At 69.0% G+C, this 24,028-nt stretch carries 19 protein-coding genes and 1 pseudogene; 9 read left to right on the plus strand and 11 right to left on the minus strand.

The window, feature by feature from the left end; genetic code table 11:
- The 7 genes and pseudogenes from BUB76_RS17695 to BUB76_RS13845 form a co-directional block, all read left to right on the plus strand.
- A pseudogene (locus BUB76_RS17695) lies at window positions 1–82 on the plus strand (IS5/IS1182 family transposase); the annotation flags it as partial.
- A gap of 16 nt (window positions 83–98) precedes the next feature.
- On the plus strand, window positions 99–1,667 hold the full coding sequence (locus BUB76_RS13820; protein WP_073129389.1) for a BCCT family transporter: 1,569 nt from the start codon (window positions 99–101) through the stop codon (window positions 1,665–1,667).
- Window positions 1,668–1,899: 232 nt separating this feature from the next.
- Entirely contained in the window at window positions 1,900–2,856 is a 957-nt protein-coding gene (locus BUB76_RS13825; protein ID WP_073129390.1) for a metal ABC transporter solute-binding protein, Zn/Mn family, read from the plus strand.
- A gap of 11 nt (window positions 2,857–2,867) precedes the next feature.
- A complete protein-coding gene (locus BUB76_RS13830; protein WP_236737924.1) occupies window positions 2,868–3,692 on the plus strand; it encodes a metal ABC transporter ATP-binding protein in 825 nt (274 codons plus the stop codon).
- Window positions 3,692–4,906: a metal ABC transporter permease gene (locus BUB76_RS13835; protein WP_073129392.1), complete on the plus strand. Its 1,215-nt coding sequence runs from the start codon at window positions 3,692–3,694 to the stop codon at window positions 4,904–4,906. Before BUB76_RS13830 ends, BUB76_RS13835 begins: the two co-directional genes overlap by 1 nt.
- Window positions 4,906–5,838, plus strand: coding sequence for a metal ABC transporter permease (locus BUB76_RS13840; RefSeq protein ID WP_073129393.1), 933 nt, complete (start codon window positions 4,906–4,908; stop codon window positions 5,836–5,838). The genes BUB76_RS13835 and BUB76_RS13840 overlap by 1 nt, the downstream gene beginning before the upstream one ends.
- A gap of 117 nt (window positions 5,839–5,955) precedes the next feature.
- Window positions 5,956–6,879, plus strand: coding sequence for an SMP-30/gluconolactonase/LRE family protein (locus BUB76_RS13845; RefSeq protein WP_073129394.1), 924 nt, complete (start codon window positions 5,956–5,958; stop codon window positions 6,877–6,879).
- Between the two features lie 7 nt (window positions 6,880–6,886).
- Here BUB76_RS13845 and BUB76_RS13850 read toward each other — a convergent pair whose 3' ends face one another.
- Window positions 6,887–8,734 carry an ABC transporter ATP-binding protein gene (locus BUB76_RS13850; protein WP_073129395.1) on the minus strand — a complete coding sequence of 616 codons (1,848 nt, stop codon included), beginning with the start codon at window positions 8,732–8,734 and terminating at the stop codon, window positions 6,887–6,889.
- Window positions 8,735–9,012: 278 nt separating this feature from the next.
- Between BUB76_RS13850 and BUB76_RS13855 the strand changes: the two genes are divergently transcribed.
- On the plus strand, window positions 9,013–9,360 hold the full coding sequence (locus BUB76_RS13855) for a response regulator (RefSeq protein WP_073129396.1): 348 nt from the start codon (window positions 9,013–9,015) through the stop codon (window positions 9,358–9,360).
- Window positions 9,361–9,379: 19 nt separating this feature from the next.
- Here the strand turns inward: BUB76_RS13855 and BUB76_RS13860 are convergent, their stop codons facing one another.
- The 3 genes from BUB76_RS13860 to chrA are packed head-to-tail and all read right to left on the minus strand — an operon-like array spanning window position 9,380 to window position 14,736.
- Entirely contained in the window at window positions 9,380–12,805 is a 3,426-nt protein-coding gene (locus tag BUB76_RS13860) for a chemotaxis protein CheB (RefSeq protein ID WP_073129397.1), read from the minus strand.
- The gene (locus BUB76_RS13865; protein WP_073129398.1) at window positions 12,798–13,355 is read right to left on the minus strand and encodes a PAS domain-containing protein; all 558 of its coding nucleotides are present in this window, start codon (window positions 13,353–13,355) and stop codon (window positions 12,798–12,800) included. The genes BUB76_RS13860 and BUB76_RS13865 overlap by 8 nt, the downstream gene beginning before the upstream one ends.
- A gap of 58 nt (window positions 13,356–13,413) precedes the next feature.
- Window positions 13,414–14,736, minus strand: coding sequence for a chromate efflux transporter (gene chrA, locus BUB76_RS13870; RefSeq protein WP_073129496.1), 1,323 nt, complete (start codon window positions 14,734–14,736; stop codon window positions 13,414–13,416).
- Between the two features lie 149 nt (window positions 14,737–14,885).
- Here chrA and BUB76_RS13875 point away from each other — a divergent pair, with 149 nt between their 5' ends.
- On the plus strand, window positions 14,886–17,345 hold the full coding sequence (locus BUB76_RS13875) for a GcvT family protein (RefSeq protein WP_073129399.1): 2,460 nt from the start codon (window positions 14,886–14,888) through the stop codon (window positions 17,343–17,345).
- A 21-nt stretch (window positions 17,346–17,366) separates the two neighbouring features.
- On the opposite strand, the gene BUB76_RS13880 is transcribed toward BUB76_RS13875, so the two are convergent.
- The 7 genes from BUB76_RS13880 to BUB76_RS13910 all read right to left on the minus strand — a co-directional run bounded on the left by BUB76_RS13880 (window position 17,367) and on the right by BUB76_RS13910 (window position 23,990).
- Window positions 17,367–18,284, minus strand: a complete 918-nt coding sequence (locus BUB76_RS13880; RefSeq protein WP_073129400.1) for a carbohydrate kinase family protein — start codon at window positions 18,282–18,284, stop codon at window positions 17,367–17,369.
- Between the two features lie 15 nt (window positions 18,285–18,299).
- Window positions 18,300–19,388, minus strand: a complete 1,089-nt coding sequence (locus BUB76_RS13885) for a TFIIB-type zinc finger domain-containing protein (RefSeq protein ID WP_236737925.1) — start codon at window positions 19,386–19,388, stop codon at window positions 18,300–18,302.
- Window positions 19,389–19,442: 54 nt separating this feature from the next.
- Complete coding sequence (locus BUB76_RS13890) at window positions 19,443–20,558, minus strand: SPFH domain-containing protein (protein ID WP_073129402.1); 1,116 nt, start codon at window positions 20,556–20,558, stop codon at window positions 19,443–19,445.
- Between the two features lie 229 nt (window positions 20,559–20,787).
- The gene (locus BUB76_RS13895; RefSeq protein ID WP_073129403.1) at window positions 20,788–21,753 is read right to left on the minus strand and encodes a DUF2927 domain-containing protein; all 966 of its coding nucleotides are present in this window, start codon (window positions 21,751–21,753) and stop codon (window positions 20,788–20,790) included.
- A complete protein-coding gene (locus BUB76_RS13900; protein WP_073129404.1) occupies window positions 21,750–22,913 on the minus strand; it encodes a toxic anion resistance protein in 1,164 nt (387 codons plus the stop codon). The genes BUB76_RS13895 and BUB76_RS13900 overlap by 4 nt, the downstream gene beginning before the upstream one ends.
- Window positions 22,914–22,923: 10 nt before the next feature.
- Window positions 22,924–23,799: a 5-bromo-4-chloroindolyl phosphate hydrolysis family protein gene (locus BUB76_RS13905; protein WP_073129405.1), complete on the minus strand. Its 876-nt coding sequence runs from the start codon at window positions 23,797–23,799 to the stop codon at window positions 22,924–22,926.
- Window positions 23,799–23,990 (minus strand): hypothetical protein, encoded by a 192-nt coding sequence (locus tag BUB76_RS13910; protein WP_073129406.1) that lies wholly within the window; start codon window positions 23,988–23,990, stop codon window positions 23,799–23,801. The genes BUB76_RS13905 and BUB76_RS13910 overlap by 1 nt, the downstream gene beginning before the upstream one ends.
- Window positions 23,991–24,028 lie beyond the last annotated feature (38 nt).

Below are 24,028 nucleotides of genomic sequence, written 5' to 3' on the forward strand. Positions count from 1 at the left end.
CGTTGCAACGCGATACGACCGGTGCCCAAAAGTCTTCCTCTCAGCCATCGCTCTCGCCGCTATCGTCATCTACTGGCTATGAGTCCTGAGCCTACCGCGTGGGGCAGGACAATGTCCAACGGCGTATCGGTCCGCTAATCTTCGACATCCACAACCCGGTTTTCCTGATTTCGTCGCTGACCGTGGTCACTTTCGTGCTGGTGACCCTGATCTTCCAAGACCAGGCGTCCGCGGTGTTCAACTGGCTGTTCGATTTCGTCACCAAGACATTCGACTGGGTCTTTCTCTCGGCCGCGAATGTCTTCGTGCTGTTCTGCCTTTTCCTGGTCTTCAGCCCCCTGGGCAAGGTGCGGCTCGGCGGGACGGCGGCCACCCCCGATTTCGGCTATGCCTCTTGGTTCGCGATGCTGTTCGCCGCGGGCATGGGGATCGGGCTCATGTTCTTCGGGGTGCTGGAGCCCGTCTACCACATGCAGGTCTCGAACCCGCTGGGACTGGAAGGGCCGATCAACACCGAGACCGGCGAGATCGACCAGGCGCAGCTGGCCGACGCGCGCGGCCACGGGCTTGCGGCGACGATCTTCCACTTCGGCCTGCATCCCTGGGCGGCCTACGCGATCGTCGCGCTCAGCCTCGCGCTCTTCACCTACAACAAGCAGCTTCCGCTCTCGATCCGGTCCGCGTTCTACCCGCTGATGGGTGACAAGGTCTGGGGCTGGCCGGGGCACGTGATCGACATCATCGCGGTCTTCGCCACGCTTTTCGGCCTGACCACGTCGCTGGGCCTTGGCGCGCAGCAGGCGACCTCGGGGCTGCACTACGTGTTCGGCGTGCCCGAGGGGCTGAACACCCAGATCATCGTGATCGCCGGTGTCACCGCCGTCGCGCTGATCTCGGTCGTGCGCGGCATCGACGGCGGCGTGAAGCTTTTGTCGAACATCAACATGTGCTTCGCGGTCGCGTTGCTGTTCTTCGTCTTCCTGGCCGGCCCGACCATGCAGATCCTCAAGGACTTCTGGAACGGCCTGTCGACCTACGCCACCGACATCATCCCGCTCTCGAACCCCATAGGGCGGGAAGATGACAGCTTCCGCGAAAGCTGGACGTCGTTCTACTGGGCGTGGTGGATCAGCTGGTCGCCCTTCGTCGGCATGTTCATCGCGCGGGTGAGCCGGGGCCGCACGGTGCGCGAGTTCATCATCTGCGTGATGCTGATCCCGACCGTGGTAAGCGTCTTCTGGATGGCGACCTTCGGCGGGACCGCGATCACCCAGGTCGCCACCATGGGCGAGGACAGCGGCGTCTACCAGAACGTGATCGCCAACTACAACGACTCGCTGGCGATGTTCGCGATGTTCGGGGACATGCCACTGACGATGATCACGTCGTCCATCGGCATCATTCTCGTGCTGGTGTTCTTCATCACCTCGTCTGACTCCGGCTCGCTGGTCATCGATACGATCACCGCGGGCGGCAAGACCGAGGCGCCCACCGCACAGCGGGTCTTCTGGGCGACGACCGAGGGCGTTCTGGCCATCGTGCTGCTGATCGGCGGCGGCCTGACGGCACTCCAGGCCATGGTGAACGCGACCGGCATCATCTTCACCATGGTGCTGCTGTTCCTGTGCTGGGCCATCCTCCAGGGCCTGCGGTCCGAGCCGAAGTGACACAAGACGCCCGCGCGCCGGCGCAGATGCAAGATAGCGCCCCCGCGTCCGCCCCCGGCCGCGGGGGCGTTTTTTCTCCGGGGCGCGTTGTGCTACATGATCGAGGTGGCCGCGGAAAGCGGACGACCTTTTTGCGAATGCTTCGCAGAAGCATTGACGGCGCGTCCACCCGGCACTAGCTTTTATCGCGAGACATCCGGCCACCCGGCTGGTGTCGAACGGGAGATGATGGATGACCCTCAGCAGGAGAGCCTTCGCTGCGATCGCCGCGTCATTGGCCCTGGCAGCAAGCAGCGGTTGGGCCGCGGCGCAGGATCGTGTGAGCGTGGTCGCCACGACCGGCATGATCGCCGATGCCGCGCGCGAGGTCGGGGGCGACATGGTCGACGTGCAGGCCCTGATGGGGCCGGGGGTCGATCCGCACGCCTATCGCCAGACCCGCAGCGACATCGTGGCGCTGGCCAATGCCGATCTGGTGCTGTGGAACGGTCTCTATCTCGAGGCGCAGATGGAGGAGTTCCTGCTCGAACTGGGCCGGGACCAGCCCGTGGTCGCGGTGGCCGAGGGCGTTCCCGAGGACCGGCTGATCGGCAGCGCGGATTACGACGGCCGCTATGATCCGCACCTGTGGATGACGCCCGAGCTGTGGTCTCGCGTGGTGGAAACCGTGCGCGATGCCCTGATCGAGGTGCGCCCCGAGGGCGCAGACACCTTCACCGCCAATGCCGAAGACTACCTGTCCGAGCTGTCCGACCTGGCCGACTATACCGCCGAGGCCCTGTCGTCGGTGCCCGCGGACCGCCGCGTGCTGGTCACGGCGCACGATGCCTTCGGCTATTTCGGCGCGGCCTATGATTTCGAGGTCATCGGCATCCAGGGCATCTCGACCGAAAGCGAGGCGGGATTGCGCCGTGTCTCGGAACTGGTCGACCTGCTGGTCGCGCGCGACATCGGCGCCGTTTTCGTCGAAACCTCGGTCAGCGACCGCAACATCCGCGCCCTGATCGAAGGCGCCGCGGCCGAGGGGCACGAGGTCGCCATCGGGGGCGAGCTCTATTCCGACGCCATGGGCGAACCGGGCACCTATCGCGGAACCTATGTCGGCATGATCGACTCGAACGTGACGACCATCGCCCGGGCGCTGGGCGGCGAGGCGCCGGAGACCGGCATGCAGGACCTGCTGAACTGATGGCCTCCCCGATGAGCCCTGGCCAACAGCCCACCATCGCGACCGAAAACGGACGGGCCGCCCGGCCTGTCGCGGTGCCCTCGGGCGCGCCCCTGGCGGTCCGCGGCCTGACCGTGTCGTATGGCGAGAAGCCTGCCGTCTTTTCGGTCGACGCGACCTTCCCGGCGGAATCCATGTCGGCGATCATCGGCCCCAACGGTGCCGGGAAATCGACGCTGCTGAAGGCGTCGCTGGGCGTGATCCCGCGCCTGTCCGGCGATGTCTACGTTTTCGGGCAGGCCATCGAGAAGGCCCGCGAGCGGATCGCCTATGTCCCCCAGCGCGCCAGCGTCGATTGGGATTTCCCGACCACCGTGATGGATGTCGTGCAGATGGGGCTTTATCGCAGGGTCGGGCTGCTGGGCCGGTTGTCGGGCAGGATGGCGGCCCGCGCGCGGGATTGTCTCGACCGCGTTGGCATGGCGGATTTCGCCCATCGCCAGATCGGCCAGCTGTCGGGCGGCCAGCAACAGCGCGTGTTCCTGGCGCGCGCGCTGGCGCAGGACGCGGATCTCTACCTGCTGGACGAGCCTTTCGCGGGCGTGGATGCCGCGACCGAGCGCGCGATCATCGACGTGCTGAAGACGCTGAAGGCCGAGGGCAAGGCCGTGGTCGCCGTCCACCACGACCTGTCGACCGTCCGCGACTATTTCGACCACGTCTTCCTCATCAACGTGCGGCGCATTGCCGAGGGGCCTGTCGCCACCGCCTTCACGACCGGGAACCTTCAGGCGACCTATGGCGGGCGGCTGGCGGCCACCCACCTCGACGAGCTGTCGCCGACCGGCGGGGCGTGATGCAGACGTTCCTCGATGCGCTGTTTCTGCAGGCGGGCTATAACGCCGCGCTGGTGGCGATCGGGGCTGCGTTGCTGGGCTTTGCCGCCGGATCGGCCGGGACGTTCCTGTTTCTCAGGAAACGGGCGCTGGTCTCGGACGCGGTGGCCCACGCGACCCTTCCGGGCGTGGGGCTCGCCTTCATCGTCATGGTCTCGCTCGGCGGGGACGGGCGCAGCCTGCTGGGCCTGCTGGCGGGCTCGGCGCTGACGGCGTGGATCGGGCTCTTGCTGATCGAATGGATCACCCGGCGCACCCGGCTGGCCGAGGATGCGGCCATCGGCGCGGTGCTGGGCGTGTTCTTCGGGCTGGGCGTGGTTCTTCTGACCGTCGTGCAAAGCATGAGCGCGGGCCGGCAGGCCGGGCTGGAGACCTTCCTGCTGGGCTCGACCGCCGGGATGCTGTACGAGGACGCGGTGGTGATCGCGGTGGGCGGATCGCTGACGGTGCTGGCCACCTCGCTTCTGCGCCGCCCGATGACGCTGGTGGCCTTCGACAGCGAATACGCCGCCGCCATGGGATACGACGTGCGGCGGATCGATCTCCTGATGATGGGCCTCGTCATGGCCGTGACGGTGATCGGCCTGAAACTGGTCGGACTGATCCTGATCGTCGCCATGCTGATCATTCCCGCCGTGACCGCCCGTTTCTGGACCGACCGGTCGCACCGCGTGATCTGGATCGCCGGGGCGGCGGGCGGCGCCTCGGGATACCTGGGGGCCGTGATCTCGGCCTCGGCCCCGTCGATGCCCACCGGTCCGATCATCGTGCTGGTCGCCGCGGCGATCTTCGTCGTGTCGCTGTTCTTCGCCCCCGGGCGTGGCGTCCTGGCCGCGGTGCTGCGGCACCGCCGGTTCCAGGCGCGGGTGCACCGTCGGCAGGGGCTTTTGGCCCTGGCGGCGCAGCACCCGATCCGCGAGGCCTACACCGTGCGGCTTCTCGCGCGCGAGGGGCTGGTGCGCCCCGACGGTGTGCCGACCGACGCGGGCCGCGCGCAGGCCGCCAAGGTCGCCCGCGACGAACGCCGCTGGGACGTGGCGCGCGAGGTGCACCAGGATGCCGGGCTGACGGGCCGCTACGACGGGCTGACCCCCATCGAAGAGGTCTTCACCCGCGACGAGATCGACGAGTTCGACCGACGGCTTGGACCGCCCATGGGCCTGGGGGACGTGTGATGGGGGCCGAGTTCGTCCAGTTCTCGCTGACGCCGATCCTGATCGGGGTCTTCGCGGCCATCGCCTGCGCGCTGCCCGGAAACTTCCTGATCCTGCGGCGCCAGGCCCTGATCGGCGACGCCATCAGCCACGTGGTCCTGCCCGGTATCGTGGTGGCGTTCCTGCTGACCGGGATGGTCGCCGCGATACCGATGATGATTGGCGCGGCGGGCGCGGCCATTCTGGCCGTCATCCTGATCGAAGCGGTGAAGCGCCTTGGCCAGATCGAGCCGGGCGCGGCCATGGGCGTGGTCTTCACCACGATGTTCGCGGCCGGTGTCCTGATCCTCGAGCAGTCCGACACCAGCCAGGTTCACCTGGATGTCGAGCACGCGCTGATGGGCAATCTCGAGTCGCTGATCTGGTTTCGGGCCGATGGGTGGGGCTCGCTCCTCGATCCGGCGGCGCTGGCCTCCCTGCCGGACGAGCTGCCGCGCATCGCGCTGGTCTGTGCGCTGGTGGTCGTGCTGACGCTGGTCTTCTGGCGCTGGCTGAAGATCGCGACCTTCGACGAGGGTTTCGCCCAGGCGCTGGGCATCCCGGCGGCGGCGGTGGGCTTCGGCCTGATGGTCACCGCGGCCGTGGCCGCCGTCGCGGCCTTCGACGCGGTGGGCTCGATCATCGTGATCGCCATGTTCATCTGCCCGCCCGCCGCCGCCCGGCTGATGACCAACCGGCTGGCGCACCAGGTCTGGTGGTCGGTCGCTTTCGCCACGATGTCGGCCATCCTGGGCTATGTCTTCGCGGGCTACGGGCCGCTGTGGTTCGGGGCGCAGAACGCGGTGAGCGCGGCCGGCATGATCGCGACCGTGTCCGGCGTCATCCTGGGGCTCGCCTGTCTCTTCGGTCCGCATCGGAGCCGTGTGGGGGCAGGCCGGGACGAGGCCGCCTGATCGGAACGGCGGCGCCACCCGGCCGTTGACCGGCAATGCAGGGGAGATCGCCGGCCCCTGCCCGAAGGGCGGACCCGTCGCCAGGGTCAGCCGCATCGAGCCAAGGAAGGGAAACGCATGTACGGAGAGATCGAAGGCACAGGTTTCGAGACCATCGACCCTGATTTCGAGTCCTGCCTGATCGGCCACGCGCGGGTCGAGAGGCTGTGGACCGGGGCGCGCTGGTCGGAAGGGCCGGTCTGGTTCGCCGCCGGGCGCTACCTGCTATGGTCCGACATTCCCAACAACCGCATCCTGCGCTGGGACGATACCGACGGCAGGGTCTCCGTCTTTCGCGAGCCTTCGCGCAATGCCAACGGGCACACGGTCGACCGGCAGGGACGGCTGGTGTCCTGCGAGCACCTGTCGCGGCAGGTCACCCGCACCGAGCATGACGGACGCGTCACGGTCATCGCCGACCGCCACGAGGGCAAGCGCCTGAACTCGCCCAATGACGTGGTGGTGAAATCGGACGGCTCCATCTGGTTCAGCGACCCCAGCTACGGGATCCTGATGGATTACGAGGGCGCCCGCGCCGAAAGCGAGATCGGCGCCTGTCACGTCTATCGCGTGGGGCCGGACGGCGGCATCAGCATCGCCGCCGACGACTACATGAAGCCCAACGGGCTGGCCTTCTCGCCCGACGAAAGCGTGCTCTACATCGCCGATACCGGCGTGACCCACACGCCGGGGGGACCCAAGCACATCCGCCGACACGCGGTGGCCGAGGATGGCACCCTCTCGGGGGGCGAGGTGTTCGCCGAATGCACCGCCGGGTTCTTCGACGGCTTCCGCGTGGACCGCGATGGCCGCATCTGGACCTCGGCCGCCGACGGGGTGCATTGCTACGCGCCCGATGGCCGGTTGCTGGGCAAGATTCGCATCCCGGAGCTGGTGGCCAATGTCTGCTTCGGTGGCGCCAAGCTGAACCGGCTGTTCATCTGCGGGACCACGTCGCTCTACTCGGTGTTCCTGAACGTGAACGGCGTGTCGCCGGTCTGAGGTCTGGTCAGTCCTCGCTCGCCAGGAAGCCGCCCGATTGGCGCTGCCATAGCCGGGCGTAGAGACCGCCCTTCGCCAACAGCTCGGCGTGGGTGCCCTGCTCGACGATGCGGCCGCCATCCATCACCACCAGCCGGTCCATGGCGGCGATGGTGGACAGGCGGTGCGCGATGGCGATCACGGTCTTGCCCTCCATCAGGACGGACAGGCGCGACTGGATGGCGGCCTCGACCTCGCTGTCGAGCGCGCTGGTCGCCTCGTCCAGCACCAGGATCGGCGCATCCTTCAGCGCCACGCGGGCGATCGCGATGCGCTGCCGCTGGCCGCCCGAAAGCTTCACGCCCCGCTCGCCCACGTGGGCGTCCAGACCGCGCCGCCCCTCGGCATCGCTGAGGCCCGGAACGAATTCCTGCGCCTCGGCCATTGCGACCGCCTGCTCGATCTGGGCCTCGCTGGCCTCGGGGCGGCCGTAGGCGATGTTCTCGCGCACCGAACGATGCAGCAGCGCGCTGTCCTGGCTGACGACGCCGATGGCGGCGCGCACGCTGTCCTGCGTGACCTCGCGCACGTCCTGCCCGTCGATGGTGATGCGGCCCGCGTCGATGTCGTGCAGCCTGAGCAGCAGGTTGACCAGCGTCGACTTGCCGGCACCCGAGCGGCCCACGAGGCCCACCCGTTCGCCGGGTCGGACATGCAGCGTCAGGTCGTTCAGCACAGCCATGGGCCGCGCATCGTCGGCGCCGGAATAGCGGAAGGTCACGCTGTCGAACCGGATCTCGCCCGCGACGGGCACGAGCGGCGCGGCGCCGGGGCGGTCCTGCACCGCGCGCGGCAGCGACAGGGTCGAGATCCCGTCGCGCACGGTGCCGATATTCTCGAACAGCGCGGCGAACTCCCAGGTGATCCAGTGCGACATGTTGTTGAGCCGCAGGGCCAGCGGCACGGCGACGGCCACGGCGCCGACCTCGACTCGGCCCGCGGACCAAAGCCACAGCCCGATGCCCGTCACCGCGGCCACCAGCGCCACGTTGATCGTGTTGAGGAAGATGTCCTGCGCCGCCGACAGCCGCATCTGGCGATGGACGGTGCCCAGGAACTGGTCCATCCCCTCGCGCATCCAGGCCTCTTCCCGGTCGGAATGGGAAAACAGCTTCACCGTGGCGATGTTGGTATAGCTGTCGACCAACCGCCCGGTCATGCCCGCGCGCGCGTCGGCCTGCTGTTGCGCGACCTGTCCCAGCCGCGGCACGATCAGCCACAGCATCACGCCGTAGGCCGCGGCCCACGTGGCGAAGGGGAGGGCCAGCCGCCAGTCCAGTGTCGCCGCCAGCACCAGCGCCGACAGGAACAGGGTCGAGACGTAGACCCCCACATCGACCAGCTTCATCGCGACTTCGCGCACGGCCAGCGCGGTCTGCATCAACCGTTGCGAGATCCGGCCCGAGAACTCGTCGTTGAAGAACCCGATCGACTGGCGCAGCAGGTAGCGGTGGGCCTGCCAGCGGATGCGCTGGGGGAAATTGCCCATGAGTGTCTGGTGCATGATGACCGTCGACATCGCGTTCAAGATCGGCAGGACGAGCAGAAGCACCACCGCCATGAACAGGATGCGCCCCCCGTGCAGGTCCCAGAACTGGTCGCGGGGCGTGGCGGACAGGTCGTTGACGATCTCGCCCAGCCAGCCGAACAGCGCGACCTCGATCACGGCCATGGCGCCCGACCCGAGCCCCAGCAGCACGAGCCATGGCAACGCGCCCCGGCTGTAATGCAGCATGAACCGTCCCAGGGTCGCAGGCGGCATCCGCGGCGGGTCATCGGGATAGGGCGCGATGCGCCGCTCGAACCAGGCAAACATGGGCTGTCCTCGGGGTGTCGCGCGGCCCGTCGGGCAGGCGGCGCAGGGCCTCAACATAGGCAGGTTGCCGGCTGTTGTCAGGGCCGGAATCGGCCACCTCCGCAAGCCCCGGCCCGAGGACGCCCGCGACGCCGGGCCATCCCGACGCCACGTCGCCCGCGCAAGCGCTTGCCATGCGCGGGCGCCCCCCTAGCTTCCACGAAATACCCGCAGGAAAGCGGGTCGCCGAAAGGGCGTTACCGGGTGAGATCACGCCCGGCGAGTGGGACGATGCGTAAATGACGAAGAATGTACTGGTGCTCGATGACGAGGCCCTTATCGCCTACGACCTTGCCGACACGGTCGAAGCATCGGGACGCAAGGTGATCGGGCCCGCGATCTCGATCAACGAGGCCCGGGAGCTGGCCAAGAAATACTGCCCCGACATCGCGCTGCTCGATATCAACATCCGCGGACAGACCGTGTGGGAACTGGCCGAGGAACTGCGGCACCTGGGCTGCGCCCTGATCTTCTGCAGCGCGAACGCCGCGCCGAGCGATCCCGACTTCGCCTTCGCCGATTGCACCTTCGTACCGAAGCCGTCCTCGCCCGAGAAAATCCGCAAGGCGCTGGAACAGGCGGGGTAACGACGGCCGGCCTCGTGGCTCAGTCGTCGCCGTCCATGGCCGAGAAGACCAGCCGCCGCCGATAGCCCGACCCCAGCCGTTCGGCCTCGACCTCGCCCGACAGCTGGTGTGCCGTGGCCGAGACCAGCCGGGTTCCGAACCCGCTGCCATCGGGCACGTCGTCGGCCACGCCGTCTTCCACCCAGTTCAGATCGATTTTGCCGTCCGCATCGGTCCAGTCGATCCGCAGCGTGCCACCATCGACGGCGAGCGCGCCGTATTTCATCGAATTGGTGATCCATTCGTGGAAGATCAGGGCAAGCGGCGTCAGCCGCTCGCGCCCGATAAGGACATCTGTGCCGTCGATCTGGATCGAATGGTCGTCCAGGACCGGCGACAGGACGGCGTCGATCACGTCACGCAGGGCGAACTCGTTGACCTCGTCCAGCCCGGTGGACAGCGAATGGGACCGGTCCAGCGCCTGCAGGCGACCGCGCAGGGTCGCGGCGAAGGACTCCACGTCCTTCACGTCGCGGGCCGACACGCTGATCAGCGACGACACCACGGCGAAGAGGTTCTTCACCCGGTGATGCATCTCGCGGATCAGAAGTTCGCGCTGGGCCAGAAGCTCGCGCTCGGGCGAAACGTCGTAGGTCACGCCGATGAACTTGCGTTCGCTACCGGCGGGCACGCGCCGCCCCATGCCGTGCAGCCAGCGGGTGCCGCCGTCGCGCAGCTCGATCCGGAACACCTCGTCGAAATCTCGGTCGCCGTCCATGGCGCGGCGCAGGGCCGAGTTCACGCGATTGCGGTCCTCCTCGGGCAGCTTCTCGAGGATCGCGTCCATGCTGTCCTGGTTCGTATCCTGCGACAGGTCCAGCAGCGTGCGCTCGGTCTCGTCCAGCGTGATCGCGTCGCTTTTCGGCTCGTACTCCCACACGCCGATCCCGGCCACGTCAAGCGCAAGGCCCAACCGCTCCTGCTGCTCCTTCAGGTTCCGCTCGAGCATCAGGATGTTGGTGACATCTGTGAAGATCAGGGTCGCGCCGTCGGTCTCCCCGTCAAGCCGACGATAGGGCACGACGCGGGCGACGAAGGTTCGATCCTCGGTCTGGCTGCGGTATTCGCCGGACTCGTTGCGCCCGGCGGCCGCGCTGGCCATGTCCAGATATTCCTGGTCCGTCAGCTTGCTGGGGATGTCCGACAACGATTTGCCGACGCTGTGCTTGGACAGGTTGAAAAGATCCTCGGCGGGATCCGTATAGCTGCGCAGCCGCAAGTCCCGGTCAACCACCATCACCACCAGCTCTGTCGAGCCGAAGAAGTTCTTTAGGTCGGCATTGGCGACCGTCAGCTCGTCGACCTTGTTCTTCAGTTCGTCGTTGACGGTTGTCAGTTCCTCGTTCGTCGATTGAAGCTCTTCGTTCATCGACATCATTTCTTCGTTCGAGCTTTTCAGCTCTTCGTTCGTCGTCTCGAGCTCTTCGACGGTCGAACTCAGACGGTGCCGGGCCGATTGCAGCTCTTCCTCGAGATAGCGAAGCTGGCCGTCCTGGGGATCGACCTCGGTCATCTCGTCGCCCTCGAAAGGCTCAAGCGCGCCGGTCTCGCGGATCACAAGAAGAGTGGCCGTCATCTCGATCGGCTCGGCCGCGACGGAACAGGGGATCTTGCCGAATTCGGTCGCGATCTCGACCTTGGGCAGGGTCACGCGGCGGGCCTCGGTACGGCTTTCGCGCAGCATGGCGCCCAGCACCTCGCGCAGGCCGGGGCGGGCGAGCGACGGGACGTGCACGTAGCGTTCGACCCGGTCGGGAAAATCCAGGTAGCGGCCGACTCGGCCCCATTTCTGCAGCAGGTTGCCCTGGTCGTCGATCAGCATGCTGACCGGCGCATAGGCCTCGGCCAGGCGGCGGAGCGCGGCGCTTTCGGTCGCGTCCTCGCGCGGCCGGGACCGTTCGCGATAGGGCGTGGCCGCCCGCCGTTCCCCGTCGCGGGTCGAGCCCCGCGCGAGCTGTAGCGAATAGTGGCTGCGCACCGACTTGCGACGGAAGATGCGCGCGCTCTGGTCGATGGTCTCGAACAGGTCCTCGAACCGGCCGATGGCCTCGGACGAGCCAAGGAAAAGATAGGCATCCTTGCGCAGCGCGAAGTGGAACAGCGGCACCACCTGTGCCTGGATCTCTTCGTTGAGATAGATCAGCAGGTTGCGGCACGAGACCAGGTCGATCTTCGAAAAGGGCGGATCCTTGATCAGGCTGTGCAGGCTGAAGCGCACCATGTCGCGCACCTGCGGGATAAGCGAGAAGTTGTCTTGGTTGACGATGGTGTACTTGTCGCGGAATTCGGCCGGGATATCGGTCAGGGCCGACAGCGGGAACGTACAGGCACGGCCCAGGTCCAGCATCTTGTCGTCGATATCGGTGGCGAAGATCTGGACGTAGGGGCGCACGTCGTGCTTGCGGATCGCCTCGATGAAGTAGATCGCGTAGGTGAAGGCCTCTTCCCCGCTCGAGCAGCCGGGCACCCACAGGCGGATTTCCTCGCCGTTGCACGCGTTCGCCACCAGTGGCTCGATCACCTCGGCGTTCAGCTTCTCGAAATGCTCGGTGTCGCGGAAGAACCGCGTGACGTTGATCAGCAGATCGCGGAACAGCAGGTTGCACTCTTCCAGGTTCGACTGGGTGAAGCGCAGGTATTCCATCCCGTCGTCGATCCCCAGAACCTGCATCCGGCGGGCGACGCGCCGCACCAGCGTGGGGCGCTTGTAGCTGGAGAAATCGTGCCCCACCGTCTCGCGCAGCCGGTCGCACAGCGCGTCGATGTAGTCGGGGCTGTCGATCTTGGCCGAACGCGCCGTGGTCTGCATCTCGGTGCGGTCGAAGAAGCGGGACAGGTGCTCGATGATGCCGTCGGGCTCGGACACCACGTCGACAAGACCGGTTCGGATGGCCGAGGTCGGCATCCCGTCATACCGCGCGGTCGACGGTTCCTGCACCAGACACAGGCCGCCCTGTTCCATGATGGCGCGCATGCCGCGGCTGCCGTCGGCCCCGGTGCCCGACAGTATCACGCAGGCCGAGTTGCCGCGCTTGTCATGCGCAAGGCTTTCCAGGAAATCGTCGATGGGCCGCCGCATGCCGCGGGGGTCGACGAACTCGGTCAGTTTCAGCACGCCCTGCTCGATCGCCAGGCCATGGCCCGGCGGGATCACGTAGATGTGGTTCGCCTCGAGCACCTCGCCGCCGGCGGCCTGCGACACGGCCATGTCGGTATAGCGCTCGATCAGCTGCGCCATCAGCGACTCGTGCGTGGGGTCCAGGTGCTGCACGACGACGAAGGCCATGTCCGCCGGTTCGCGGAAGGCCGAGAACATCTCGCGCAGGGCTTCGAGCCCGCCCGCGGACGCGCCGATCCCCACCACCGGCAGGTTGTGCTGGTCGTAGCGGGGCCGATCGTCAATCATTCAGCTTCGCCTGGATGATGGTCTCGAAGCTAGATGCGAGCGTGGCGGTGGAGCTGAGCATGGGCCAGCCGCTCTGGCTGGTCAGCGCGTTGATCTGTTGGATGTCGCTGGCCAGCGCGTCGTCGAAGGCGTCGGCCCCGCGCGCGGTGAACTTCGTGATGTCGAATTGCGACCCGAGGAACAGCGTCGGTTTGCCCGGGCGGCGCAGCTTGGACATGTAAAGCAGGTTCAAGAACCGCTCGCCCGATTTGCGCACGTTCGAGATCAGGAACCGGTCCTGGGTCTTGGCGTCATTGGCCATGAAGGCGCGGATGCGCTCGCGCACGGGACCAGCGCCCTGCGGCGGTTGCAGGAAGCGGCAGTTCCGGCCCACGACCTCGTCCCGGTCGTAGCCCGACAGCCGGCAGAAGGCGTCGTTGGCATAGATCAGGGGCGCGTCGTCGAGGCCCGCATCGGCAAAGACGATGGGGACTTCACTGCGACTGAGGATCTCGATGACCGAAGCGGGAAGGGCGTGGTCGCCATGCCCGGCGGTGGAGGTGTCTGTCATGTTTGCAAGGTGCGCATTTATCGGGGAATGTCCAGTCGTCTCAAGGGGAAACGGCGCGTCAGATCAGGACGTGCGCGGCGGCGCCGAGACCGGCGCCCAGGGCGATCCCCGCCGCGACCGGCCAGCGCAGCGCGAAGAGCGCCACCGCGACCGCCACGGCGATGCCCGTTGCCACCGGGTCCAGGGTGGCCGGCTCCGGCCAAAGCAGCCTGGCGGGGCCGACCCTCAGCGTGCCGAGCTCGGTGAACAGGACGTGCAGGGCGAACCACACCGAAAGGTTGGCGATCACCCCGACGACCGCCGCCGCCACGCCGGCCAGCGCCGCGGCGAGCCGACGACGGCGCGACAGGATGTCGATCCATGGCGCGCCCGCGAAGATCCACAGGAAACAGGGGGCGAAGGTCGCCCACAGCGTCACGACCGCCCCCGCCAGTCCCCACCACAGGGCGTGCTCGGGCCCCGGCGCGGCGCGGGCCGACGCCAGGTAGCCCACGAACTCGGTCACCAGGATCAGCGGTCCGGGCGTCGTTTCGGCCAGACCCAGCGCGTCCAACATCTCTCCCGCGGTCAGCCAGCCGCGCCCGGTCACGGCCTCCTGCGTCATGTAGGCCAGCACCGCGTAAGCGCCGCCGAAGCTGACGGTCGCCAGGGTCGAGAAGAACCGCGCAAGCTCGGCGAAGATCGGCGGCGCGACGAGACCGATCGCGGCCAGCGGCAGCAGCCAGACCGCCAGCCACAGCGCCACGCGCTTCAGGGTGGCGGTGACCTCGGCCCCGCGCGGCGCGTCGCCCGAGGACGGTGCGTTGGTTGCCGGCGCGGCCAGCCGCAGCGCGCCCCATGCCGCCGCCACCGCCACCACGGCCGGGTAGGGCACCGCGAACGCGAAGAGCGCGAGAAAGGCGAGCCCGGCGAGCGCGACCGCCTCGGGACCGCGCAGGGCCCGGCGCGACAGCCGGACCAGCGCCTGCACCACGATGACCAGCACCGCCGCCTTGATCCCGGTGAACAGCGCGGCCACCAGCGCAAGATCGCCGTAGCGACCGTAAAGCGCGGCCAACGCCGCGATCAGGATCGCGCCGGGCAGCACGAACAGGCCGCCCGCCACCAGCCCGCCGCGCACGCCGTGCATCCGCCATCCCGCGAAGGTCGCCAGCTGCATCGCCTCGGGGCCGGGCAGCAACATGCAGAAGGACAGCGCGTCGAGGAACTGCCGTTCGCTCAGCCAGCGCCGTTCGTCCACCACCATCCGGTGCATCAGGGCGATCTGCGCCGCCGGGCCGCCGAAGGACAGGACCCCGATCCGCGCCCAGACCCGCGTCGCGTCCCGCAGGGCGGGAGGCGGCTGGCTGGCGGTCGCCGCGCCCTCAGATTTCTCGGCCATGGCCATTCACCCTTGCGCGACCGCCCAATGGCCCATCTAGTCGCAGGGGCAGGTGAGGCAAGCGAGGCGCGCATGGCGGACGGATACCTCACAGCAGGGGCGAATGGCGCGATGGCTGGCCGCCGCCATGGACGACGCCGGGGGCGTCCGTGAGCGTTCCCGAGACCGCCCGGGCCGTCATCATCGGCGGCGGCGTCATCGGCTGCTCGGTCGCGTATCACCTGGCGCAACTGGGATGGCGCGATGTCGTGCTGCTGGAGCGCAAGCAGCTGACCAGCGGCACCACGTGGCACGCGGCGGGCCTGATCGCGCAGCTGCGCGCCAGCGCCAACATGACCCGGCTGGCGAAGTATTCCGCCGACCTCTACGCGCGGCTCGAATCCGAGACGGGGCTTGCCACCGGGATGCGGCAGACCGGTTCGATCACCGTGGCCCTGACCGAGGCGCGGGTCGAGGAGCTGCGGCGGCAGGCCGGCATGGCGCGCGCGTTCGGGGTCGAGATATCCGAGCTGGCGCCGGACGAGATCGCGGCGCGGTACCCGCACCTGAACACCGACGGCGTGCGCATGGGCGTGTGGCTGCCCGGCGACGGGCAGGGCGACCCGTCGAACATCGCGCTGGCGCTGGCCGCGGGGGCACGGGCGGGCGGCGCGCGGATCGTTGAGCAGACCCGCGTGACGGGGATCGACCGGGTGGGCCGCCACGTCCGGGCCGTCCGCTACGACGGCCCCGATGGCCCGGGCCGCATCACGGCCGAGCATGTGGTCAACTGCGCCGGCATGTGGGCGCGGGAGGTCGGCGCCATGGCCGGCGCCACCGTGCCGCTGCACGCGGCCGAGCATTTCTACATCGTGACCGAGCCCGTCGCCGGCCTGGGCCGCCTGCCGGTGCTGCGGGTCCCGGACGAATGCGCCTATTACAAGGAGGACGCGGGCAAGCTGATGCTGGGCGCGTTCGAGCCGCGCGCCAAGCCCTGGGGCATGGAGGGCATTCCCGAAAGCTTCTGCTTCGACGAACTGCCCGAGGATCTCGACCATTTCGCGCCGATTCTGGAACGCGCGGTCGAGCGGATACCGATGCTGGCCCAGGCGGGGATCCGGACGTTCTTCAACGGGCCGGAAAGCTTCACGCCCGACAACGCCTACCTGCTGGGCCGCTGCAACGAGGCCGACAACCTGTGGGTCGCGGCGGGCTTCAACTCGGTCGGGATACAGTCCGCGGGCGGCGCGGGCATGGCGCTGGCGCAGTGGATGCAGGACGGCGTGCAACCCTTCGACCTGGGCGATGTCGACGTGGCCCGCGCCCAACCGTTCCAGCGCAACCGCCGCTACCTGCGCGACCGCGTGAGCGAGACGCTGGGCCTGCTCTACGCCGATCACACGCCGTTTCGACAGAAGGCCACCGCGCGGGGCGTGCGGCGCTCGCCCCTGCACGACCACCTGCTGGCGCGGGGCGCCGTCATGGGCGAGCTTGCCGGGTGGGAACGCGCCAACTGGTTCGCCGCGCCGGGCGGGGTCGCGGCATACGACATCGGCTGGGGCCGCAGGCCGTGGTTTCCGAACTGGGCCGCCGAACATGCCGCGCTGCGCGAGGGGATCGGTCTTTACGACATGTCCTCCTTCGGCAAGATCCGGGTCGAGGGCGCCGATGCCGCCGCCTTTCTCGACCTGGTCTGCGCCAACCGCATCGACGTCCCCGTGGGCCGCGTCGTCTATACCCAGATGCTGAACTCCCGCGGCGGGATCGAGGCGGACGTGACCGTCACGCGCCTGTCCGACACGGCCTTCCTCGTGGTGACACCGGCCGCGCGCCTGCACGCCGACATGGCGTGGCTGCGCCGCCACTTGGGCGACGCCCGCGCCATCATCGTGGATGTCACGGCGGGCGAGGCCGTGATCTGCGTCATGGGACCAGGGGTGCGCGGGCTGATGGCCGCGGTTTCGCCCGACGACTGGTCCGACGCGGCCCAGCCCTTCGGCACCGCCCGCGAGGTCGAGATCGGGATTGGCCTCGCCCGGGCGCACCGCGTCTCCTTCGTGGGCGCGCTGGGCTACGAGCTGTACGTCAGCGCCGACATGGCCGCGCATGTGTTCGAAACGCTGGCCGCGGCGGGCGCGGATCACGGACTGGCACTTTGCGGCCTGCACGCCATGGACAGCTGCCGGATGGAGCGCGGGTTTCGCCATTTCGGCCACGACATCACGCCCGAGGACAGCCCGCTCGAGGCCGGGCTGGGCTTTGCCGTGCCGAAGGACAAGACAGGCTTCATCGGGTGTGACGCGGTCGCCCGGCAGCGGGACGAGGGGATTAGGCGGCGGATGGTCGCCCTGCGGCTGGACGACCCCGCGCCCATGCTGTTCCACAACGAACCGGTGCTGAAGGATGGCCGGGTGGTCGGGCACGTGACCTCCGGCAGCTACGGCCATCACGTGGGCGCGGCGCTGGGGCTCGCTTACCTGCCGTCCGAACTCTCGAACCCGGCTGCCCTGGCCGAGGGCGGCTTCGCCGTCGAGGTCGCGGGGCAAGTGGTGCCCGCCACCGTGCAGCGCCGGGCGTTCTTCGATCCCGACGGGATCGCGATGCGCGGTGATCTTCCGCGCGCGCCCTAGGCGGGAAGCGCCGGACTCAAGTCACAGCTCGGCCGCCGTCGGCGGGTTGGCCCCCGCGCGGCTGACCGTCACGGCGGCCGCGCGCGTGCCAAGCGCCAGTGCCGCGCGGAGCGTCTCGTCATCCAGCGCGGCGATGGCGTCCTTCGTCAGCACACCGGCCCGGTCCAGCGCGGCAAGGAAACCGGCGTTGAACGTGTCGCCCGCGCCCACGGTATCGACCACCTCGACCCGTTGTGCCGTCACGCCGACCGATCCGCGCGCGGTGAAGGCGGTGACGCCCTTCGCGCCCTCGGTGATGCAGACGATTTTCGTGCCTTCCGAAACCAGCTCACCCGCCAGCGTGGCGATGTCGCCCTCGCCCTTCAACCAGTGCAGGTCCTCGTCGCTGAGCTTCACCACGTCCGCGCGCGGCAGCATGGCGCCGAGCCGGGCGCGATAGGTGTCCTCGTCCGAGATGAAGCCGGGGCGGATATTGGGGTCGATCATCACCACACGCTCGCCCGCCTCGCGCGCGCAAAGCGCGGCGTAGGCCTCGGCGCAGGGTTCGACCACAAGCGAAATTCCCCCGAAGAACAGGGCCTTGGCGGAAACGGCGTCGGGCAGGTCGCCCGGCGACAGCATGCGGCCGGCCGTGTTCTCGTCGTAGAAGGCATAGCTCGCGTGGCCGTCGGTCAGGGTCACGAAGGCCAGCGTGGTGGGCCGCGACGACCGGGCCGCCAGCGCCGTGTCGACGCCGTCGCGCTCCAGCGTCTCGACCAGTTGCTGGCCGAACAGGTCGTCCGACAGGCCCGAGAAGAACTGCGTCTCCGCGCCGAGCCGCGCCAGCGCGATGGCCGTGTTGAAGACCGCACCGCCCGAGTAGGGGGCGAAGGCCCGCTCGCCCGCCGGCGTCTCGCGCGGCAGCATGTCGATCAGCGCCTCGCCGCAGCACAGGATCATGGCTTTCGTCCCCCTCTAGCCGTTCAACGCATAGACATAGCCCAGAACCGCCGCAAGGATCAGCCCGGCCCCCACCGCGAGCGCGATCTTCCACGCGGACCACGGCCGTTCGCCCTGCACGCGCCCCGTCTGGCCGTTGACCACGAAGCGATAGCTCTTGCCGCGAAAGCGATAGGCGGCCAGCCAGACCGGCAGCAGGACGTGCTTGAAGGTCACATCGCTGATGTCGGTGTCGATCCGGTCGATCCGCTGCCGGTCGCCGCCGATGTCGAACCGGACATCATGGGCGATCTGCGCGTCCATCCGGGTGCGCGCGGTGCCGAACCCGTCCTCGAGCGGCACCTGGTAGCCCTCGGCCCGGAACCCGGCCAGGAAGTCGGGGCTGTAGGGCACCAGGGCCGACAGGTCCCACGGCTCCAGCGCGTCGGTGTGCCCCTTTGGCAGCGATGTCGAGGCCAGCACCAGGACATCGTCGAAGAACCGCGCCACGCGCCCCGAGACGGGCCGCCAGCGTACCTTCTGGACGCGCGCCGTCTGGCGTTTGCCGTCGCGCATCACGGTCCGCGTCTCGTAGTAGACCGTGCCCCGCTGCCCGGAATAGCGCGACGCCGTGTCGGCATCGAAGGTCCAGTAGGGGACGTAGATCCCCTGCATCCGCCGGCCCTTGCGGGCGTAGTCCTTCAACCCGTTGGGCGCGAACCACAGCGACCCGAGCCAGTCCTTCATGCCCTGCCGCGCCGTAGCCTCGTCGATGGCGAAGGGCAGCAGGGCCTGCGGCTTGATATGCCGGTGCGCGCCGGTTTCGGTGACCACGGGCGCGGCGCAGAACGGGCATTCCGTGGCGTGGATCTCGGGGTCGAACGCGACCTCGGCGCCGCAATTGGGGCAGCGCGAGACGCGGGTTTCCTCCATCGCCGTGTCCGGCAGACGGGCCTCGATCGCGTCGCGGAAATCTCGCTCGGCGATGGCCGACGGCGCATCCCGGTCCAGCGTTTCGGTGTTGCCGCAATGGTCGCAGACCAGGTTCCCGGTGCCGGGGTCGAACCGCATGTCCGACCCGCAGGCGCCGCAGGGGAACCGATGGTCCGGGGCTGGACCGTCCATCATCGCGGGGCCTGCCGTTGCGGGCCGACCGGGAACGCGTGCGATCGGCGCATGTCAGACGCCGGGCGGCGGGGGCGGCGGCATCACGGTGAACAGGCGGGCAAGTTCGGCCACGTCCTCGGCCCGCATCCATCCGTCCTGGCCCTGCGTCCAGACCATCGTGTCGCGGGTCAGGCCGCCCTCGGTCGCCATGCGGCCCAGCCGCGCCTTGGAATAGGGGCCATGGGTCGATCCGTTCTCGGCGATATGCCAGACATGCTCGACAGGCGGCGGAGGCGGCGGTACGGCCGCGGCGGCGGGCGCGGGGCGCGCGCCCCAGGGGCCGGTCTGCGCCATGGCGCCGCCCATCTGCATGCCCAGCCCGGCGCCGAGACCGGTGCCCATGGCCGCGGCCGCCGCGCCGCCCTCGGCGCCCAGCGCCTCGGCCGCGCGCCAGCGCATGTGCTCGTCCAGGTTCCCCGCCAGACCGCGCGATGTCCGGTCGTCCAGCGCCTTTTCCACCGCCTGGGGCAGCGAGATGTTCTCGATGTAGAGCTCGGGGATGGTCAGCCCGTAGGCGGCGACCGTCGCGCTGATCTCCTCGGCGACGATGCGGCCCAGGTCGGCGGTGTTGGCGGCCATGTCCAGGACCGGGATGCCCGACTGCGCGATGGCGCGGCTGAACTCCTGCACGATGATGTTGCGGATCTGGAAGCTGACCTCGTCCGAGGTGAAGGCCCCGTCGGTGCCCACGATCTCGCGCAGAAACAGGGCGGGATCGGCGACCTTCACGGTGTAGGTGCCGAAGGCGCGCACGCGCACGGGGCCGAACTCGGGGTCGCGCAGGATCACCGGGTTCTTGGTGCCCCACTTCCAGTCGGTGAACCGCGCGGTCGAGACGAAATAGACCTCGGACTTGAAGGGCGAGCGGAAGCCGTGATCCCAGTGCTGGAGCGAGGTCATGATCGGCATGTTGTTGGTTTCGAGCAGGTAGAGCCCCGGCGTGAACACGTCGGCCAGCTGCCCCTCGTGCACGAACACCGCCGCCTGGCCCTCGCGCACCGTCAGCTTGGCGCCGTACTTGATCTCGTGGCCCTCGCGCTCGAACCGCCAGACCATGGTGTCGCGGGTGTCGTCGGTCCAGTGGATGACGTCGATGAACTGACCGGCGAGGAAGTCGAAGATGGGCATGGTCGGCTCCGGCAAAGAGAGGATTGGCGCCACTAGATCGCAGGTGGTCCCTCCGGCGCAAGGCCATGCGCGCGCTGGCACGTCACAAGGCGGCACGGGCGGCCGGCGCCGGATTCGAGTATTTGAAGACCAGTGATGGGAAGGGGCGCCCCTGCATCACTGGTCTTCCAATACTCACGGCGCAGCCGTTTCCGCCCGCGCAACGGGCGGGGCAGGGGAGAACGGCATGCTAGCTGCCGCCGCCGCCGATGGCCTCGCGCGCCAGTCCCGGCAGCAGGGGCGCGACCTCGGCCTCGGTCATGCCGGGGCGCAGGCGCGCGTCGTAGAGGATGCGCAGCAGCGCCTCGTCCATGGTGGTCAGCAGCGCGAATTCCTCGTCGTCGTTGAAGATCGACGGGCGGGCGCCGGGCCAGTCATTGGCGAGGCCCAGCCCTTGCGTGATCTCCTCGTGCAGGCAGCTTAGGCGCAGAAGGTCGGGATGCTCGGCCCTGACGATGGCCACCGCGCGGGTGTAGGCGCCGTTGTCGCGCGGGTCCGAGGCGAAGACGACGCAATAGTTCTGGCGCGGCAGGTCCAGCACCGTGGACAGCGCGCCACTGCCAAGGCCCGGCAGCAGGCGGCGCAGCTCGGGGCCGAGCTCCTTCCGCTCGTCCTCGCGCACCACGTAGACGATGAAGTTGCCGCCCTCTTCGACCACGTCCACCGGGTGCCGCGCGGCGCGCGACAGGCGCGACGCCAGCCCGATCATCGCGTTGCGGTCGCGGGTCACGCGGTCGGGCGTGACCGACGCGCCGAAGCGCGGCTCGATCCGCACCGGGGTCTCCCAGCGGTGCAGCTGGCTGGCGGTCTCGCGCTGCACGAGGCCGCCGCCGCTGGTGTCGTATTCCTGGAACAGCGCCACCCGGCGGAAGGTCTGCGCCAGCCGGTCGGCATCGAAGGGCGTGTCGGGCCCGCCGCCGTCCTGGCGCAGCAGGCCCTGGGTCAGCAGGTTTTGCTGCACCCGAGTGTAGTAGCTGACCAGCGCCGCGCTTTCCGCCGGACGTTCGGGCGCCTCGACCTCGGGTGCGGGCGCGGCGCGGGCGGGGCGTTCGGGCGGCCGCGGCACGGGATCGACCGGCAACAGCTCCGCGCACCCCGCCAGCAGCAGGGCCGTGGCGGCGAAAACGCCGCGCAAGGGGGTGCGCGCGTGGTTCACCGGGGGGTCCGGTCCCCGCGCGACGAGGCGGCGGCCAGCGTGGTCTTCAGCTCGGATTCCATCGTCTGAAGCTCTTCCTCGGCCTTGGCCCGGCGCGCGCGGCCCTCGTCGGCGATGCGCAGCGAATCCTCGATGGTGGCGATCAGCTGGGCGTTGGCCGCCTTCACCGCCTCGATGTCGAAGACGCCGCGCTCCATCTCTTCGCGGACCTTGGCGTTGGACTCGCGCAGGTTGTCGGCATTGGCGCGCAGCAATTCGTTGGTCAGGTCGCCCGCCTGGCGCACCGCGTCGGCGGCATCCTCGGAGCGCTGGATCGTCACCGCCTGCGCCAGCTGGTTTTCCCAGAGCGGCACGGTGTTCACGAGGGTCGAGTTGATCTTCATGACCAGCGACTTGTCGTTCTCCTGCACCAGCCGGATCGACGGCAGCGACTGCATCGTCACCTGGCGCGTCAGCTTCAGGTCGTGCACCCGGCGTTCCAGGTCATCGCGGGCGGCGCGCATGTCGCGCAGGTGCTGGCTGTCGATCACGTCGTCGCCCGCGCCGTCCGAGGCCTTGACCTCCAGCTGCGGGATCTCGTCCTCGTCCAGGCGGCGCAGCTTCTCCTCGCCCGCCAGGATGAACAGGCCCAGCTCGTCGTAGAAGGCCAGCGTCTTCTCGTAGAGCTTGTCCAGCGCCTTGATGTCCTTCAGCAGCTGGTGCTCGTGCCGCTCCAGGTTGCCGGCGATGTCGTCGATCTGGCCCTGCACCTCCTGGTAGCGGGCGGCGAATTTCGCGGCGGGCGCGGCGCGGCCCAGCAGGCGTTCCCAGAAGGTCCGGTCGCGCCGCATGTCAAGCTCGTTGACCGAGAAGCCGCGCAGCGCCGCCACCATCGACCGCAGGCCGTCGCCGGCCGGGCCCACGTCCTTGTTGCGCACGTCGGACAGCATCGCCTGGCTGATCTGCTGCAGCTCGGCCTGCGCGGCCGACCCGAAGCCCACGATCGAGCCGGAATCGCCCATGTCGAGCTGCGCGATGCGCTGTTCCACCGCGTCGCGCGTCTCGGGCGGGGCCTCGGCCAGCGCGGGCATGTCGGGCGCCGGCGCGGGCAGGCTGTGGGCGGCGACCGCGTCGATCTCGTCGGTGATGGCGGTCTTGGTCTTCGGTGTGTCTTCGGCCATGGCGGGTCCCCTAATCCCTGTCGGTCTGCGCGACGGCCAGCGATTCGCGCTCCAGCCGTTCGCGCAGCACTTCGATTTCGATATCCATATCCTGGCGGTCGTCCAGCAGCATGGTCTCGGTGCGGCGGGCGAAACCATCCTCGAGATCGTCCAGAAGCGCGATGTAGTCTTGTCGCACGGCCGGGTCGCGATTGCGCGCATAAAGCGTCGCGAACTTGTCGGTCGCGTCGCGGGCGCCCAGCAAATAGACGCCCAGCCACCGGCGCGCGGCCCGCAGGTCGCGCGGGTCCTGCTCGACGGCACGGAACAGCCGCCGCGCCGTGGCGATGAAGCTTTCGACCCGCGCCTTCAGCGGCTTGTCGCGGGTGGCGTCGATGACCGTGCGGATCTCCTCCAGGTGGGCCTCGGCCTCGTCCACGGCGCGGGCGACCCGGGCGCTGGTGGCCGCGTCGGCACCCGGCGCGCCCTTGTCGCTCAGCGGATCGGGACCGAAGGCCAGCAGGTGCAGCCCGAAGCCCAGCACGCCGAAGATCACGGGCGCGGCCAGATCGCCGCCGACCATCCCGGCGGTGCCCAGCCCCAGCCCGGTCAGCGCGGCGCCCAGGATCTTGCGCGGCAGGGCCGGGCGGCGCGCGACGGTGCGCGCGTCATAGGCCTCGTGCGCACGCAGACCTTCCCGCGTCAGCCACGCGGCCGCCATGAGCATCCCGAAGGCGAGCAGGTTCAGCAGCAATCCGGTGGGGTCCGACCCGAAGGCGCGGAACACCAGCGGCACGGGGGCGACGAAGAGGGCGTTCGACCGGGCACCGGCACGGCTGGGCTTGCGTTCGGCCCAGTCCGCGCCCCCGGCGCCGGGGCTGTGCCGCCCGCCGAAGCGCTGGGCCATCAGCCCGCCCCCCAGATCGACACGTAAAGGATCAGGGCCACCAGGATCAGGAACGCTGTCTTCTGCATCATGCCTCCTCCGGGCCGCGCCTCGGACAGCGCCGCGCCGCCGGCCCGGATCGCCTGCACCGCTGCGCTGACCACGACCGCCAGCGCGGCCACGATCACCGCGACGAGGATCAGTCTGGACATGACGGTGCGGCCCCCCTCGGCCCTCGATTGCTGCGGAA

Source organism: Palleronia salina, assembly GCF_900141995.1.
Taxonomy (GTDB): Bacteria; Pseudomonadota; Alphaproteobacteria; order Rhodobacterales; family Rhodobacteraceae; genus Palleronia; species Palleronia salina.

Coding starts and splice junctions, on each gene's coding strand:
- BUB76_RS13885 (WP_236737925.1), bottom strand. CDS start 19,388: ATGGACGGTCCAGCCCCGGACCATCGGTTCCCCTGCGGCGCCTGCGGG.
- BUB76_RS13890 (WP_073129402.1), bottom strand. CDS start 20,558: ATGCCCATCTTCGACTTCCTCGCCGGTCAGTTCATCGACGTCATCCAC.
- BUB76_RS13855 (WP_073129396.1), top strand. CDS start 9,013: ATGACGAAGAATGTACTGGTGCTCGATGACGAGGCCCTTATCGCCTAC.
- BUB76_RS13910 (WP_073129406.1), bottom strand. CDS start 23,990: ATGTCCAGACTGATCCTCGTCGCGGTGATCGTGGCCGCGCTGGCGGTC.
- BUB76_RS13830 (WP_236737924.1), top strand. CDS start 2,868: ATGAGCCCTGGCCAACAGCCCACCATCGCGACCGAAAACGGACGGGCC.
- BUB76_RS13865 (WP_073129398.1), bottom strand. CDS start 13,355: ATGACAGACACCTCCACCGCCGGGCATGGCGACCACGCCCTTCCCGCT.
- BUB76_RS13905 (WP_073129405.1), bottom strand. CDS start 23,799: ATGGCCCAGCGCTTCGGCGGGCGGCACAGCCCCGGCGCCGGGGGCGCG.
- BUB76_RS13825 (WP_073129390.1), top strand. CDS start 1,900: ATGACCCTCAGCAGGAGAGCCTTCGCTGCGATCGCCGCGTCATTGGCC.
- BUB76_RS13835 (WP_073129392.1), top strand. CDS start 3,692: ATGCAGACGTTCCTCGATGCGCTGTTTCTGCAGGCGGGCTATAACGCC.
- BUB76_RS13880 (WP_073129400.1), bottom strand. CDS start 18,284: ATGATCCTGTGCTGCGGCGAGGCGCTGATCGACATGCTGCCGCGCGAG.
- chrA (WP_073129496.1), bottom strand. CDS start 14,736: ATGGCCGAGAAATCTGAGGGCGCGGCGACCGCCAGCCAGCCGCCTCCC.
- BUB76_RS13840 (WP_073129393.1), top strand. CDS start 4,906: ATGGGGGCCGAGTTCGTCCAGTTCTCGCTGACGCCGATCCTGATCGGG.
- BUB76_RS13845 (WP_073129394.1), top strand. CDS start 5,956: ATGTACGGAGAGATCGAAGGCACAGGTTTCGAGACCATCGACCCTGAT.
- BUB76_RS13900 (WP_073129404.1), bottom strand. CDS start 22,913: ATGGCCGAAGACACACCGAAGACCAAGACCGCCATCACCGACGAGATC.
- BUB76_RS13860 (WP_073129397.1), bottom strand. CDS start 12,805: ATGATTGACGATCGGCCCCGCTACGACCAGCACAACCTGCCGGTGGTG.
- BUB76_RS13850 (WP_073129395.1), bottom strand. CDS start 8,734: ATGTTTGCCTGGTTCGAGCGGCGCATCGCGCCCTATCCCGATGACCCG.